At 71.0% G+C, this 13,666-nt stretch carries 18 protein-coding genes; 15 read left to right on the top strand and 3 right to left on the bottom strand.

Going from position 1 to position 13,666, the window contains the following annotated elements:
• The first annotated feature begins 36 nt into the window (after positions 1-36).
• The gene (locus ACTU3I_RS10110; protein WP_442925562.1) at positions 37-558 is read left to right on the top strand and encodes a MarR family winged helix-turn-helix transcriptional regulator; all 522 of its coding nucleotides are present in this window, start codon (positions 37-39) and stop codon (positions 556-558) included.
• Here ACTU3I_RS10110 and ACTU3I_RS10105 read toward each other — a convergent pair.
• Positions 555-1,172 carry a TetR/AcrR family transcriptional regulator gene (locus tag ACTU3I_RS10105; protein WP_442925561.1) on the bottom strand — a complete coding sequence of 206 codons (618 nt, stop codon included), beginning with the start codon at positions 1,170-1,172 and terminating at the stop codon, positions 555-557. The genes ACTU3I_RS10110 and ACTU3I_RS10105 overlap by 4 nt on opposite strands.
• Before the next feature lie 91 nt (positions 1,173-1,263).
• Between ACTU3I_RS10105 and ACTU3I_RS10100 the strand changes: the two genes are divergently transcribed.
• The 5 genes from ACTU3I_RS10100 to ACTU3I_RS10080 are packed head-to-tail and all read left to right on the top strand — an operon-like array spanning position 1,264 to position 5,860.
• Entirely contained in the window at positions 1,264-2,229 is a 966-nt protein-coding gene (locus ACTU3I_RS10100; RefSeq protein WP_442925560.1) for an MBL fold metallo-hydrolase, read from the top strand.
• Positions 2,226-3,203 carry a fumarylacetoacetate hydrolase family protein gene (locus ACTU3I_RS10095; RefSeq protein WP_442925559.1) on the top strand — a complete coding sequence of 326 codons (978 nt, stop codon included), beginning with the start codon at positions 2,226-2,228 and terminating at the stop codon, positions 3,201-3,203. Before ACTU3I_RS10100 ends, ACTU3I_RS10095 begins: the two co-directional genes overlap by 4 nt.
• A 37-nt stretch (positions 3,204-3,240) precedes the next feature.
• Positions 3,241-4,683, top strand: a complete 1,443-nt coding sequence (locus ACTU3I_RS10090) for an amidohydrolase family protein (protein ID WP_442925558.1) — start codon at positions 3,241-3,243, stop codon at positions 4,681-4,683.
• A 32-nt stretch (positions 4,684-4,715) separates the two neighbouring features.
• A complete protein-coding gene (locus ACTU3I_RS10085) occupies positions 4,716-5,552 on the top strand; it encodes a 3-keto-5-aminohexanoate cleavage protein (protein ID WP_442925557.1) in 837 nt (278 codons plus the stop codon).
• Complete coding sequence (locus ACTU3I_RS10080) at positions 5,552-5,860, top strand: DUF1330 domain-containing protein (protein ID WP_442925556.1); 309 nt, start codon at positions 5,552-5,554, stop codon at positions 5,858-5,860. The genes ACTU3I_RS10085 and ACTU3I_RS10080 overlap by 1 nt, the downstream gene beginning before the upstream one ends.
• Here the strand turns inward: ACTU3I_RS10080 and ACTU3I_RS10075 are convergent.
• Together ACTU3I_RS10075 and ACTU3I_RS10070 are read right to left on the bottom strand one after the other, a co-directional pair.
• Positions 5,820-6,827 carry an MsnO8 family LLM class oxidoreductase gene (locus ACTU3I_RS10075; protein ID WP_442925555.1) on the bottom strand — a complete coding sequence of 336 codons (1,008 nt, stop codon included), beginning with the start codon at positions 6,825-6,827 and terminating at the stop codon, positions 5,820-5,822. The two genes, ACTU3I_RS10080 and ACTU3I_RS10075, sit on opposite strands and share 41 nt — an antisense overlap.
• Positions 6,827-7,564: an SDR family NAD(P)-dependent oxidoreductase gene (locus ACTU3I_RS10070; protein ID WP_442925554.1), complete on the bottom strand. Its 738-nt coding sequence runs from the start codon at positions 7,562-7,564 to the stop codon at positions 6,827-6,829. Before ACTU3I_RS10070 ends, ACTU3I_RS10075 begins: the two co-directional genes overlap by 1 nt.
• Before the next feature lie 96 nt (positions 7,565-7,660).
• Here ACTU3I_RS10070 and ACTU3I_RS10065 point away from each other — a divergent pair, with 96 nt between their 5' ends.
• The 9 genes from ACTU3I_RS10065 to ACTU3I_RS10025 all read left to right on the top strand — a co-directional run bounded on the left by ACTU3I_RS10065 (position 7,661) and on the right by ACTU3I_RS10025 (position 13,621).
• Positions 7,661-8,314: a TetR/AcrR family transcriptional regulator gene (locus ACTU3I_RS10065; RefSeq protein ID WP_442925553.1), complete on the top strand. Its 654-nt coding sequence runs from the start codon at positions 7,661-7,663 to the stop codon at positions 8,312-8,314.
• A complete protein-coding gene (locus ACTU3I_RS10060; protein WP_442925552.1) occupies positions 8,311-8,958 on the top strand; it encodes an MBL fold metallo-hydrolase in 648 nt (215 codons plus the stop codon). The genes ACTU3I_RS10065 and ACTU3I_RS10060 overlap by 4 nt, the downstream gene beginning before the upstream one ends.
• 61 nt (positions 8,959-9,019) lie before the next feature.
• Positions 9,020-10,009 carry an aldo/keto reductase gene (locus tag ACTU3I_RS10055; RefSeq protein WP_442925551.1) on the top strand — a complete coding sequence of 330 codons (990 nt, stop codon included), beginning with the start codon at positions 9,020-9,022 and terminating at the stop codon, positions 10,007-10,009.
• Between the two features lie 14 nt (positions 10,010-10,023).
• Positions 10,024-10,590, top strand: a complete 567-nt coding sequence (locus ACTU3I_RS10050; RefSeq protein WP_442926392.1) for a mismatch-specific DNA-glycosylase — start codon at positions 10,024-10,026, stop codon at positions 10,588-10,590.
• Between the two features lie 77 nt (positions 10,591-10,667).
• Positions 10,668-11,003 (top strand): nuclear transport factor 2 family protein, encoded by a 336-nt coding sequence (locus tag ACTU3I_RS10045; RefSeq protein WP_442925550.1) that lies wholly within the window; start codon positions 10,668-10,670, stop codon positions 11,001-11,003.
• A gap of 45 nt (positions 11,004-11,048) precedes the next feature.
• On the top strand, positions 11,049-11,963 hold the full coding sequence (locus ACTU3I_RS10040) for a L,D-transpeptidase family protein (protein WP_442925549.1): 915 nt from the start codon (positions 11,049-11,051) through the stop codon (positions 11,961-11,963).
• A gap of 48 nt (positions 11,964-12,011) precedes the next feature.
• The gene (locus ACTU3I_RS10035) at positions 12,012-12,815 is read left to right on the top strand and encodes a glycosyltransferase (protein WP_442925548.1); all 804 of its coding nucleotides are present in this window, start codon (positions 12,012-12,014) and stop codon (positions 12,813-12,815) included.
• A gap of 1 nt (position 12,816) precedes the next feature.
• Positions 12,817-13,116 (top strand): DUF1905 domain-containing protein, encoded by a 300-nt coding sequence (locus ACTU3I_RS10030; protein WP_442925547.1) that lies wholly within the window; start codon positions 12,817-12,819, stop codon positions 13,114-13,116.
• A 1-nt stretch (position 13,117) separates the two neighbouring features.
• Positions 13,118-13,621: a prepilin peptidase gene (locus ACTU3I_RS10025; protein WP_442925546.1), complete on the top strand. Its 504-nt coding sequence runs from the start codon at positions 13,118-13,120 to the stop codon at positions 13,619-13,621.
• The last annotated feature ends 45 nt before the right edge of the window (positions 13,622-13,666 follow it).

The raw sequence follows: 13,666 nt of genomic DNA, 5'->3' as shown, positions 1-13,666 counted from the left end.
AGTGCTTCGAATGTGAAGCACTGATAGACTTCCGACATGACCACCCCGCCACCCTCGCTCGACGCCACCCAGCTGGGCGCGTACTTCGCCCTCATCGAGGCGAGCAGCCTGCTCAAGCACGCGGTGGAGCAGCAGCTGCGCGACGCGGGGGATCTCAGCTACGTGCAGTTCCAGCTCCTGGCGACCCTCGGTGACTCTCCGGAGGGGACGCAGCGCATGACCGACCTCGCCGACGGCGTGGTCTACAGTCGCAGCGGGCTCACCTATCAGGCTCAGGTGCTCGAGAAGCGCGGCCTGGTGACGCGGTCGTCGTCGGCGGAGGATGAGCGCAGCGTCACCGTCACTCTCACCGGGGACGGCCGTGCCGTGCTCGCGCGAGTGTTCCCGGGGCACATCGCGATCCTCGACGACCTGCTGTTCGCGTCGCTCTCGCGCTCCGACATCGAGACGCTGGCCGACATCCTCGGTCGCGCGCGCGACCACATGCGCGATGCGCCGCCACGATCGGCCGCTCCGCGGCGACGCAAGAGGGCATCGGCGGGCTCGGAGACGCGTTAGCGCGCCTGCATCCCCCTCAGGACGAGGCGGACGGCGGCGTCCACCATCTCCTCCAGGGACACGGGTTCGCCGGCGAGGCGCACCCACCGCAGTGTCGAGCCCATCAGCGCGTCGCTGAGAGTCTCCGCCGCCACTGCCACATCGACGTCGCGGGCTATCTGACCTTCGCCCTGGCCGGACGACAGCAGCCGAACGAGGTCGACCACCGGCTCCAGCTCGTAGACCACCGGACCGGCGGCACTGATCCAGCCGAGCATCATCTGCCGCGACACCTCGGGGTCCGCCTCCGCCCGGCGGGAGATGCGGCGGAAGTAGTCGCGCACGCGCTCGGTCGTGTCGATCATCGCCGGATCGGCCTCGAGGAGGGCGGCATCCGCCAGGCGCCGCACCCACAGCATCGGGATGTCGCTCTTGCGGGGGAAGTGGTTGAACGCCGTCCGCCGCGAGGTGCGCGCGCGCTCGGCGATGTCCGCCATCGTCGTGTTCTCGTAGCCGCGCTCGGCGAAGAGTGCCACGGCGGCGTCGTACAGGGCGTCGCGCGTGGCCGCTCGGCGCTCCGGCTGGTTCTGCCCCACCATCGGCGTCTGTCCCTTCTTCGCGGTCGATCTTGACATTAACTGCATCCGGGTGCAGACTCATTCCCGATCTACTGCACTCAAGTGCAGCTAATGATCCCCACGCGAAATCGATGGAGATGCGGACGCGATGAAAACCTATCCGAACGGACCCCACGATCTGGGGCACGACTGCCACGCCTGGCTGATCCCCGAGGGCCAGTGGGGGAGGAGCAACGTCGGACTCGTCCGGGGAGACGACGCCTCGCTCCTCATCGACACGCACCTCGACCTCGCCCACACCCGGGAGATGCTCGAGGCCTTCAGCGCGCTCACCGCGGGGCGCCCGATCCGCACACTCGTGAACACCCACTCCGACGGGGACCACTGGTTCGGCAATCAGCTCGTGGCCGGTCCGGATGTCGAGATCGTCGCGTCCGCGGCAGCGGCGGCCGCCATGACGCCTGCCGCCGCCGAGGAGCTCGCGAAGCTCTGGCGGCTCGACGGTCCGCTGGGCGATTTCGTGCGCACCGTCGCGGGCGGGTTCGACCCGTCCGGAATCACCGCCACCGGGCCGACGCGGACCTTCACCGGGTCGCTTCCGCTGGACGTCGGCGGCCGCGAGGTCCGCCTCGTCGAAGTCGGCCCCGCGCACACCCCCGGCGACGTGATCGTCCATGTGCCCGACGCGCGCGTGGTCTACACCGGAGACATCCTGTTCGTCGGCGCCGCTCCGCTGGTGTGGGAGGGGCCGCTGTCTCGCAGCGTCGCCGCGTGCGACCTGCTCCTCGACCTCGACGTCACCGCCATCGTCCCCGGTCACGGTCCCGTCACAGACAAGACCGGCGTGGAGCGCGTGCGTGACTATCTCGCGTACGTCGACACCGAGGCGACGCAGCGCTTCGCCGACGGCCTCGACGTCGAGGAGGCGATCGCCTCGATCGACCTCTCGCCGTTCTCCGACATGGCCGAGCACGAGCGCATCGCCGCGAACGTCGTCACCGTCTACGAGCACCTCGATCCCGACCGGCCGCGCGCCACGCGTGTCGAGCAGTTCTCGCACATGGCACACCTCTTCCACGCCGCTTCCGCGGCGACGACGGGAGCACACTCATGAAGATCGCCCGGATCGCCCGTGACGGCGAGATCTCGGTCGGGATCGTCGACGGCGCCCGCGTGCAGCCGCTGGCGGCCGCGATACAGGTCGAGCAGCTCCTCGCGGCGTCTCCGGAGGAGCGAGAGGTGCTGGTCGAGCGCCACGCCATCGGGACGTCCATCCCGCTCGACGCCGTCACCCTCCTCGCACCCGTGCTGCCGAAGACCCTGCGCGACTACATCACGTTCGAGGAGCACCTCGAGGGAAGCATGAGAGGGCTCGGCATGACGCCGCACCCCGCCTGGTACGAGCAGCCGGTGTTCTACTTCTCCAACACGAACGCGGTGATCGGCCCGGATGCGGCGGTGGAGGTGCCGCCCGGATCGCACCGCCTCGACTTCGAGCTCGAACTGGCGGCCGTGATCGGCCAGCCCGGCAAGAACCTCACCCCCGAGCAGGCGGCGGATCACATTGCCGGGTACACGCTGTTCAACGACTGGTCGGCCCGCGACCTGATGACGCCGGTCATCCCGCTCGGCCTCGGCCCGGTCAAGGGCAAGGATTTCGCCAACACCCTCGGCCCCTGGATCGTCACGGCCGACGAGCTCGAGCCGTATCGGCGCGGCGATCGCCTCGCGCTGGAGATGCACGCCGAGATCAATGGAGTGCCCCTGCCCGCGGGCGGCGACAGCTCCGAGAACATGTCGTGGTCGTTCGAGGAGATCGTCGCGTACGCCTCGCGAGGAGCCCAGCTCGAGCCCGGCGACGTCCTGGCAGCGGGCACGTGCGGTGCCGGGTCGCTCATCGAGTACTGGGGGAGGACCGGCGTAGACGATCCGCCGCCCCTTCGCCCCGGCGACGTCGTCACCCTCGTGGCCGAAGGCATCGGGACGCTCTCCAGCCGGATCATCCCCGGCGTGGAGCCGATCGAGCTGCCACGGGCTCGCACGACCCCTCGCCGGCCACGAACCTGGGCCGCCGCATCCGCCTCCTAGCACCACCCGAGAGAACCACCCGAAGAAAGGCCATTCAATGAAGAAGACGCTGATCAAGAACGCCCTCCTGGCAACTGTCGACCCCGACACCGCCGACCTTCCCGTCGGCGACATCCTCATCGTCGACGACCGGATCGCGCGCATCGCGCCGTCCATCGAGACCGATGACGCCGAGGTCGTCGACGCGACGGGCATGGTCGCCAGTCCCGGCTTCGTCGACACGCATCGCCACAACTGGCAGGCGCTGCTGCGCGGAGTCGGAGCGAACTGGAGCCTCTTCCAGTACGTGGTGCAGATGCGCACGATGTACTCGGTCTGCTACGGACCGGACGATGCGTACCTCGGCAACTATTACGGCGCGCTCGAGGCGATCAACGCCGGGGTCACCACGATCATGGATCACTCGCACCTGCAGATCACCGAGGAGCACTCCGACGGGCTGGTGAAGGGTCTGCAGGACGCGGGGATCCGCGCGATCTTCGGCTACGGCGTGTACCGCAACCCGAAGTACACGCCGGGCGACGACATCGATCCGTCGTCGATCATCGCCGAGATCGCCGGACCGATCGAGGAGTTCCATCGTCGCAACGCGGCACGCGTGCGGGAGGAGCACTTCGCGAACAACGACGGGCTCGTACGCTTCGGGCTCGCCAGCAGCGAGTTCTTCACGTTCACCGACATGGCGCCGATCCTGGAGGAGCTCGCCTGGAGCCGCACGCTGGATCCCGCGCGTATCACTTTCCACGCCGCATTCGGCCTCAACGACGTCAACATCATCGAGAATCTGTCGGAGGCAGGAGCCCTCGGCGACGATCTGCTGCTCTCGCACGGCAACAGCCTCACCGACTCGCAGCTCGCTCTGCTCGCCCGTGAGGGAGGGTGGGTCTCGAGCACCCCCGACACCGAGCTGCAGATGGCGGGAACCTTCCCCGTGCTCGAGCGCGTCGTGGCATCGGGAAAGCTCCCCTCGCTCGGTGTGGACATCGTGTCTGCCTTCGCCGGCGACATGTTCACGCAGATGCGCCTGATGCTGCAGGCGCAGCGTTTCCGCGACAACGAACGGGATTTCCCGGGCGCGGTCCCCTTCACGACGCGCTATCCCGCGGCCGACATGCTGAAGTACGCCACCCTCGGCGGCGCGGTCGGCATGGGTCTGGAGGACCAGGTGGGCAGCCTCACCCCCGGCAAGAAGGCCGACATCGTCCTCACTCGCCTCGATGCGGTGAACACGGCGGGTCTGCGTGACGCGGTGTCGGCGCTGATCTTCTACGCCAACCCTCACGACGTCGAGGACGTGTGGGTCGACGGGGTCGCACGCAAGCGCGGCGGCCGCCTCGTCGGGGAGGACTGGAAGGTGCTCGAGAAGCGGGTGCAGACCGCCCGCGACGGCATCGACGAGCGCTTCGCCCGCATCGACGGCACGTCGATGCGCCGTGCGTGGGAGCCGGTGTGGGGCCTCGCCTCCGGAGCATCCGACTGATCCCGGCACCGACGAAGAGAAGGAGGTCTCACATGTCCGTCACCATCACCGTCGCTCCCACCGGCCCCATCGCCACGAAGGCCGACAACCCGACGCTTCCGACCAGCCCCGAGGAGATCGCGGATGCGGTCGCCGCCGCGTACGCCGAAGGAGCCGCTGTCGCGCACCTGCACTTCCGTGACGCGGACGGCCTCCCGACGGCCGACCTCGGGATCGCCGAGCGCACCGTCGAGCTCGTCCGCGAGGCGTGTCCCATCCTCATCCAGATCTCCACGGGCGTGGGGCTGGGGGTCGACTTCGACGATCGTGCCCGCCTGGTGGAGCTTCGCCCACAGATGGCCACCCTGAATCCGGCGAGCATGACCTTCGGCGAGCATGAGTTCAGCAACCCCTTCCCGGGCGTGCGCCGGCTGGCCGCGCGGATGCAGGAACTCGGCGTCAAGCCCGAGCTCGAGGTGTACGACACCGGCCACGTGGAGCTGTGCCTGCGCCTGATCGAAGAGGGCCTGATCGCAGGGCGACCGCAGTTCAGCATCGTCCTCGGCGTCCGCGGGGGTGCGGCGGCGACGCCCGCGAACCTGCAGACGATGGTCGAGCGGCTTCCCGACGACGCCATCTGGCAGATCATCCCCGTCGGCCGGGCCAACCTGCAGCTGACGGCGCTCGGCCTCGCGCTCGGGGGGAACGCGCGCGCCGGCATGGAGGACACGCTCTATCTGCGCAAGGGGGAGCCCGTGGAGGGCAACACCCCTCTGGTCCGCCGCGCGGTCGCCCTCGCCCGGGCCCTCGACCTCTCCATCGCGTCGCCCGACGACGCCGCCCGGACCCTGGGGCTGGTTCCCGCCGCCGCGGCGCAGGGGAGCCTCTGATGTCCGCGTACGTCGTCTTCGCCGTCACCGAGGTCAAGGATTTCGAGCAGCTGCTCGCATACCGGAATGAGGCCGTCTCGCATCTGGAGGCGGTGGAGGGCCTGCGGTTCTTCGCCGGCCCGGACACCGTGACGCTCGAGGGTCCCCCGATCCAGCTCACCGTGGTCGTGGAGCTGGAGGATCTCGACGCGGCGAAGGCCTGGTACTACTCGGACGAGTACCAGAAACTCGCGAGCCTGCGGCAGGGTGCGACCGAGGGCTTCGGGTTCATCGTCGAGTCGTGGAGCGACTTCGGACCGGCGCGTTGACGAGCGCTGGCCCGCCCTCCCGGAGCGAGGCGAGGAACCGGTCGATCGCGGCAGTGTCCTCGCGTTCGTAGGTGCTGACGGTGGCGAGGAGCTCCGTCGCGCCGGTGCGCGCCACGAGGGCTCGTAGCGCGGTCTCGACCTCGTCCGGCGTGCCGAACACGGCAGCGTCCAGCCAGGATCGCACCCCCGCGGTCGTCCGCGGTGGCGCCTCGGCGAGCATCCGTTTCACCTCCGAGACGGGCTGCAGGGCGCGGAATTCGCCCACCTGCCGCGAGTGGGCGAGGGCCCAAGCCTCCGGAAGCAGCAGGTCGCGGGCGCGCTCGGCGGTGTCGGCGACGGCGACGTCGACCGAGACCATCAGCTGCGCCCCGCCATCGGGGAACGCGCTCCGGTATTGCGCGATCGCCTCCGGATCGTTCAGGAGCGGCCCGCCGACCACCGCCGGAAGCCGCCGCTGCGCGGCGATCGTCAGGCCGTCCCGGATGGCGAGCAGGAACACCCCCGGCGGCGCCACGCGCGGGCGCGCGGTGATGGCTGCGCGACCCTCCAGATAGCTCAGCACGGCGTCGACCTCGGCGGCGTACTCCCCGTCGCGAAGCGCCGTCCGCCCCAGCGCCTGCCGGACCGCGGGGGTGAAGCCGAGCGAGCCGCCGAGGCCCAGATCCACCCGACCGGGGTACAGGGCCTCGAGCAGCAGCGCCTGCTCGGCGACGACGAGCGGAGCGTGGTTCGGTACCATCACGCCGCCGGTTCCGATGCGGATGCGGTGCGTTCGTGCGCCGATCGCCGCGAGCATGACGGTCGGCGCGGCGCTGGCGATCCCCGGGACGGCGTGGTGCTCGGCGGTCCAGAAGCGGTCGAAGCCGAGCTCGTCGGCGCGCACGGCCCGCTCGATCGTGCTCGCCACCGCCTCGGCGTCGGACTGGCCGGCGCGCGTGCGGGAGCGGTCGAGCAGGGAGATGCGCATCACGGGAGGGAACGCACCGAGGGTGGCGCCGATTCCCGCTCCGAGGCGCGCTCGGCGAGAACGGTGCGTACCTCGGTGCGCTCCTGCGCCATGGTCCACAGCCGGTCGGCGACCTCGGCGGGGTCGATGGCGGTCGGGCCCGCGTACGGCGACCCCTGCATCGTGCCGGCGATCACGACCTCGCCGACGTAGATGCCGTCGCCTCGCAGCCGCTCGGCGAGGAGACCGACGAGCTTGGATTTCGCGGCGCTCTCCAGGGCGACGCCGTCCCCGTCGAACGAGACGGCGAAGCGGTCGATGTCGCGCCCGGGCGCGCCCAATCCGCCGTTGACGACGAGCACCGACGCGTCGTCGACCGCCCGCAGGTCGTCGAGGGACGCCTGGACGAGCGTTGCCAGTCCCGAGACGCCGATGCGCATCGCGGCCCCGAGGTCTTCCGGCTCCGCGACGAGGACATCGCTCACGGCGACGTTGCGGTAGGCGGTGAGCGCGGCGGCGGTGATCGGCCCCAGCTGGTCGCGCACGCGGGAGACCGCCTCCCGCAGCGATGCCGGGTCGGCGGCGTCTGCTCGGAACGGATGCGCCGAAATCCCCTCCGCGCGCAGCCGCGCGGCGCCGTCTCGGAGGCGCTCCTCGTTGCGTGCGACGAGGGCGATCGACCAGCCCTCGGCGCCGAACCGTCGGGCGAGGGCGTGGGAGTTGCCGGGTCCGTATCCGACGATCAGAAGTGTGGGCATGGGATGCTCCTCCGTTTTCCGGACCGGCGCGCGCCGGCAGAGGACAGCATAAACGGAAACGGAATATCCGCATCCGTTTTATGCGAGAATCAGTCCATGACCCGCCCTCCTGCCGCGCCCGAGCGCCGTCCCCGCGCCGATGCCGAGCGCAACCGCCGCCGCATCCTCGATGCCGCCACGCGCGTGTTCGCCGAGCACGGCCCCCGCGCGACCCTCAACGACGTCGCCCGCGCGGCCGGTGTGGGCGTGGGCACGATCTACCGCAAGTACCCGGATAAGGAGGCGCTCCTCGACGCGCTCTTCGACGACAAGATCGACGGCATCCTCGGCGTCGTCCGCGACGCGGCGGCGATCGGATCGCCGGGCGAGGCCTTCCGCGCGTACCTCCGCGGGATCATCGAGCTTCACGCCTCGGACCGGAGCCTGGCCACCGTGCTGTTCGGACCCGGCCGGTACGAGCGATTCTCCGCCGAGCGGTTCGACGAGCTCGCGACGACGGCCGACGCGCTCATCGACGCGGCCGTCGCGGCCGGGGAGCTCCGTCCAGGGTTCACGCGGCAGGACACGACAGTGCTGGCGGTGATGGTGGGCTCGGTCGCCGTCGCCACCCGCGCCAGCGACGCGGATGCGTGGCGGCGGTACGCCACGATCGTGGTCGACGGCACGCGGCCCTCCGGCGACCCCTCACCTCTCACGCCTGCGCCCCTGCCTTTCCGCGACACCACCGACGCCCTGGGGCGGATGCTGTGAGTGGCCTCACCCCCGTTCTCGGCGGTCTGTCGGCCACCGGCACCGCGCCGCTGCCGTTCCTCGCCGGCGTCGTCGTACGCTCCTTCCTCCTGCGGCGACCTCGGGGGAACCTCCTGGTGTACAACGCTCCGGGGATCGACGCGGCATCCGCCGACATCTCCGCCGCCGGCGCGCCGGAGCGACTCCTCATCAACCACTGGCACGAGGCGATGTACCCCGCTCCGCGGCTGGAGGTACCGATCTGGGTGCATGAGGACGACCGGGCCCGAACGGCCAGGGCCCTCCCCATCGCCGGCACGTTCGCCGGCCCGGCGAAGCTCGACGACGACATCGAGGTCGTTCCGACGCCCGGCCATACCGACGGCGCCACGGCCTACGTGTGGGACGACGGTGCACACCGGTTCCTCTTCGTCGGAGACACGATCTGGGTGCACCGCGGCCGGTGGCAGGTGGTGCTCCTGGGGGAGAGCGATCGGACAAGCTACCTCGATTCGCTGCGGACCCTTCGCGACGTCGAGTTCGACGTCCTGGTGCCGTGGGGCGCGGATGCCGACGGCCCGGCCGTCTTCCCCGTCTCCCGTTCGCAGGCGCGCGACGAGATCACCGCGCTCATCCGCCGTGTCGAGGCCGGCGCGAGCGAGTGACGCCCGCGGCCAGGTGTGACATCGTCGTAGCGACGCTCGTCGCTTCTCGGAAGGATCCCCCATGCAGCAGCGCCCCCTCGGCCGCACCGGCCGCTCCGTCTCGGCGATAGGCCTGGGCACTTGGCAACTCGGCGCCGACTGGGGCGACGTGGGCGAAGACGACGCGCTGGCGGTGCTGACGGCCTCCGCGGACGCCAGTGTCACGCTCTTGGACACCGCCGACGTCTACGGCGACGGCCGCAGCGAATCGCTCATCGGCCGCTTCCTCGCCGCGCGGGCGGACTCCGGCATCACCGTCGCCACGAAGATGGGTCGCCGCCTCGCGCAGGAGCCGGGCAACTACACGCCGGAGAACTTCCGAGCATGGACCGAGCGCTCCCGGCGCAATCTCGGCGTCGAGACGCTCGACCTCGTGCAGCTGCACTGCCCGCCGACCGCCGTCATCGAGGACGACGCGACCTACCAGGCGCTCGACGAACTCGTCGCCGCCGGAGCCATCGCCGCGTACGGCGTCTCCGTGGAGACGGCGGCGCAGGCGCTCGCCGCGATCTCGCGCCCGAACGTGACGAACGTGCAGATCATCGTCAACCCCTTCCGGTTGAAGCCGCTCGACGAGGTGCTTCCCGCGGCGGCAGCTGCGGGGGTCGCGATCTTCGCTCGGGTGCCGCTTGCTTCGGGACTGCTGTCCGGTCGCTACACGACCGAGACGACGTTCGCGGCCAACGACCACCGCACCTTCAACCGCCACGGCGAGGCGTTCGACCGCGGCGAGACCTTCTCCGGAGTGAATTTCGAGACCGGCGTGAAGGCAGCAGCCGAGCTGGCGTCGAGCCTTCCCGACGGCGTGAGCCTTCCCGCCGCCACGCTGGCCTGGATCGCCGCGCAGCCCGGGATCACGAGCGTCATCCCCGGCGCCCGAAACCCCGACCAGGCCAGGGCGAACGCCGACGCGGCCGATCTTCTCGGGCGCGCCGACCTGGCCGACTTCGACGCGGCCGTCCATCGCGTGTACGACGAACGGCTGCGGGATACGATCCACCCGCAGTGGTGAGGGAGGTCCTCGGCGTGCGCTTCACCCGAGCGGAGTTGGACTCCTTCCGAGACGCGACGATCCCCGACCTGATGCCGGAGCATCCGCGTCTGATCTTCGTCGGCATCAACCCGGGATTGTGGACGGCGGCTACGGCGACTCCGTTCGCCCACCCCGGGAACCGGTTCTGGCCGGCGCTGGCCGAGGCAGGCATCCTGCCGCGGGTGCCGGCATTCTCCAGCGGATTCGACGAGCACGATCGCGCGATGATCCTCGACGCGGGAATCGGGGTGACGAGCCTCGTCCGCAGAGCCACGGCGCGCGCCGACGAGCTCTCCCGCCAGGAGCTTCGAGACGGTGCCGAGCGGGTCGACGCCGACGTCGCCCGATGGCAGCCGCGCGTCGTGGCGGTGGTCGGCGTCACCGCCTACCGCCAGGGGTTCGGCTACCCGCGCGCGGCAGCGGGCCGGCAGGAAGCAGCGATCGGCGGCGTTGCGACCTGGGTCGTCCCGAACCCGAGCGGACTCAACGCGCATGACACCGTCGCGACCCTCGCCGCGGCCTACGCCGCACCCGCGCGGGCGGCCGGGCTCATCCGATGATCCGATAGCGGGTTGCTCGGGTCGCCCGATCGGGGCCACGCTGTGAGGGACCACGTTTCCCCACCGAGGAGGCCGCCATGGCGGAGCATCCGCTGCCCGCGCCGATCCAGGCGTTCGTCGACGCCACCAACGCGGCAGACAGCGACGCGTTCGTCGCGGCGTTCACCGACGATGCGGTGCTGTCGGATTGGGGGCGGGTGTATCACGGACGCGAGGGCATCGCCGAGTGGGACCGCACGGACAACATCGGAAAGAAATCGCACTTCGAGGTCGTCGACGTCACCGCCGGCGACGCCCCGGACAGCTACGTGGTCACCCTGTCGGTGAGCGGCGACGGATACAACGGCGCGAGCCCGATCACGTTCGAACTGGTGGGCAACCGTATCGCACGCGTGGAGATCGCCCCCGACTGACACCCTCGGCTTGCCACGTCCGCTCGAGCGACGCACCATGGGACGGTGACGGCATCCCCCTCCTCCGCACGCAGGCGACGCGCCCCCTGGATCGCGATGGCGATCGCCGCGGCGATCGTCGTGACCGGCGCGGTCGCTGTCGCGGTGTTCGCCGATCGCGGCCCCGGCGCCGTCGCGCCGGCGCCGTCGCCGGCCCCGCCGTCCGCTTCCGCGCCGACTCCCTCGGCGACGCCCACCGAGACCGGGTTCCCCGCCGACACCGCCGAGTACCCGCTGGATGCGCTCCCCGTCGTCGAGGTCTTCGCGATCATCCCGGCACTCCCGGTCGACGCCGATCCATACGGCCCGCTCACCGGCGAGGTCGCGCGGGCCGCCGCCGAGCGGATCCCCGTCTTCGCCGATCCCACCGGTGAGCCCGTCGCCACGCTGCCCCGGGACCACTTCTACGAGGGCACGACCGTCCCCATCATCGAGCGACAGCAGAACTGGGTGCACGTGCTGCTGACCGGGCGGGCCGCCGTGCCCTCCACGGGCAGCTCGGCCCAGCTCACCGGGTGGGTGCGGGCGGCGGATGTCGAAGTCTCGCCGACCGACGTGACGGTGGAGACCGACCTGACCGCGCGCACCGTCGACATCGTCCGCGCCGACGGCACCCGCGAGCGGATCGCCGACGACTTCGCGTGGGGCACCGACGCCACCCCCACCCCGCGGGGGCGCTCTTTCGTGATGATGGTGCGCGCCGAGCCGTCGCTCGGCTACACCCGAGGGCATCCGCTGGTCTACCTGTCGGTGCAGTCTCCGACGCTCGACGGGTTCGGCGGCACCTCCGTGGCGGTGACAGCGTTCCACTACCACGACACCCACAGCGGCCCCGTCTCCAACGGCTGTCTGCGCCTCCCCGCCGAGGCCATCGACCGCCTCGCGCAGGTTCCCGCCGGCACCCCCGTCGTCATCCGCTGACCTGCGAGGCGCACCGGCGCCGGCGCCGGGCGCGAGTAGCGTATCCCTGTGTCACTCGTCCCGCGCGTCGCTGTGGTCATTCCGTGCCGCAATGATGCCGAGTTCCTCGATGCGTGCCTGGCGGCGCTTGCGGCGCAGACGCGGCAGCCCGACGCCGTCATCGTGGTGGACAACGACAGCAGCGACGGCTCCGCCGACCTCGCCCGCGCCGCCGGCGCGAGCGTGGTGACCGAGCCGCTCATCGGCATCTGGCCCGCCGCCGCGCGCGGATACGACGAGGCCCGCGACTTCGACATCATCGCGCGCCTGGACGCCGACTCCCGGCCGCATCCGGACTGGGTCTCCCGTGTCGTCCAGGCCTTCGTCGCCGACCCGGGACTGGGAGTTCTCACCGGGGGAGCGGAGTTCTACGGCGCCACCCCGCTCGTGCACTACCTCGGGGCGCACTGGTACATCGGTGGCGGCACGTTCTGGGTGCGGCAGTGGCTGGGGATACCGCTGGTCTTCGGGTCGAACTTCGCGATGCGCGCGGCCGTCTGGGAGCGTGTCCGCGACCGCGTCGACCGTACGAACCCGGGCATCCACGACGACCTCGACCTGACCATCCAGCTCCGCCCCAGCGACGGCGTGCGCTATGACCCCGACCTGCGGATGCCGGTGTCGTCACGGCCGTTCGCCCGGCCATCCGCCCTCTGGCGCCGCGTGTGGCGCGTGATTCCGACGTTCGCGGCGAGCTGGCCGGAGGGGTCGCCGTGGTACCGGGCACGCGAACAGGAGAGCGCGCCGGCGATCGGGGCAGCCGACATCGCATGGCCCGACGACGGCGATCTCGCCGCGGAGCCCGGGAGGTAGCGTGCACATCGAGTTCGACGCCGAGGTCTATCGCTGGCAGGCGCGGCAGGACTCCGCCTGGTACTTCGCGGAGGTCCCCGAAGAGCTGAGCGCCGACATCCGCGAGATCGCCGAGCCCTTCGCCCGAGGTTTCGGGGCGGTGCGGGTGCAGGCGCAGATCGGCGGGTCCACGTGGCGCACCTCGATCTTCCCCGGCTCCTCCGGCGCGTACTCCCTTCCGCTCAAGCGCTCCGTCCGCGACGCGGAGTCTCTCGAGGAGGGGACGACCGCCCGCATCGGCCTCGACGTGCTCGACGCGTGACATGGACCCGGGTCTGATCGTCGCCACCGTCTCCGCGGGGATCGCCTACGTGACGTTCGCGGTGCAGACGGTCGTCCTCGCCGTCGTGGACGTGCGCACCCATCGCCTTCCCGATCGGTACGTCCTGCCCGGCTATCCGATCGCGGCGGTGCTGCTGACCGTCTCCGCCCTCGCGGGCGGGGCGCCCGGCCGTCTCTGGTCGGTCGCCGGCGGCGCGCTGGCGCTCTTCGGGTTCTACCTGCTGCTCCGGATGCTCCGACCGGGCGCCATGGGAGGCGGCGACGTCAAGCTGGCCGGGGTCGTGGGCGCGTACCTCGGGTTCTTCGGGTGGGAGAGCGTGCTGCTGGGCGCGGCAGCCGGATTCGTCCTCGGAGGGGTGTTCGGCGTGCTTCTCGTGGTGACCCGGCGGGCGCGCGCCGGCACCGCCCTCGCTTTCGGCCCGTTCCTGCTCGCGGGTGCCTGGCTCGCCCTCTTCGCCGCGGTGGCTCCGCTGTCGGGCCGGTGACGACAGGCATGATGCACGTCAAGCCCCCGCGGCTGCCGATGGCCC

Source organism: Microbacterium sp. RD1, assembly GCF_052220165.1.
GTDB lineage: Bacteria > Actinomycetota > Actinomycetes > Actinomycetales > Microbacteriaceae > Microbacterium.
This window is presented reverse-complemented; position numbering and strand designations above follow the sequence as displayed.

Coding starts and splice junctions, on each gene's coding strand:
- ACTU3I_RS10025 (WP_442925546.1), top strand. CDS start 13,118: ATGGACCCGGGTCTGATCGTCGCCACCGTCTCCGCGGGGATCGCCTAC.
- ACTU3I_RS10070 (WP_442925554.1), bottom strand. CDS start 7,564: ATGCCCACACTTCTGATCGTCGGATACGGACCCGGCAACTCCCACGCC.
- ACTU3I_RS10100 (WP_442925560.1), top strand. CDS start 1,264: ATGAAAACCTATCCGAACGGACCCCACGATCTGGGGCACGACTGCCAC.
- ACTU3I_RS10045 (WP_442925550.1), top strand. CDS start 10,668: ATGGCGGAGCATCCGCTGCCCGCGCCGATCCAGGCGTTCGTCGACGCC.
- ACTU3I_RS10085 (WP_442925557.1), top strand. CDS start 4,716: ATGTCCGTCACCATCACCGTCGCTCCCACCGGCCCCATCGCCACGAAG.
- ACTU3I_RS10090 (WP_442925558.1), top strand. CDS start 3,241: ATGAAGAAGACGCTGATCAAGAACGCCCTCCTGGCAACTGTCGACCCC.
- ACTU3I_RS10080 (WP_442925556.1), top strand. CDS start 5,552: ATGTCCGCGTACGTCGTCTTCGCCGTCACCGAGGTCAAGGATTTCGAG.
- ACTU3I_RS10055 (WP_442925551.1), top strand. CDS start 9,020: ATGCAGCAGCGCCCCCTCGGCCGCACCGGCCGCTCCGTCTCGGCGATA.
- ACTU3I_RS10095 (WP_442925559.1), top strand. CDS start 2,226: ATGAAGATCGCCCGGATCGCCCGTGACGGCGAGATCTCGGTCGGGATC.
- ACTU3I_RS10065 (WP_442925553.1), top strand. CDS start 7,661: ATGACCCGCCCTCCTGCCGCGCCCGAGCGCCGTCCCCGCGCCGATGCC.
- ACTU3I_RS10105 (WP_442925561.1), bottom strand. CDS start 1,172: ATGTCAAGATCGACCGCGAAGAAGGGACAGACGCCGATGGTGGGGCAG.
- ACTU3I_RS10110 (WP_442925562.1), top strand. CDS start 37: ATGACCACCCCGCCACCCTCGCTCGACGCCACCCAGCTGGGCGCGTAC.
- ACTU3I_RS10075 (WP_442925555.1), bottom strand. CDS start 6,827: ATGCGCATCTCCCTGCTCGACCGCTCCCGCACGCGCGCCGGCCAGTCC.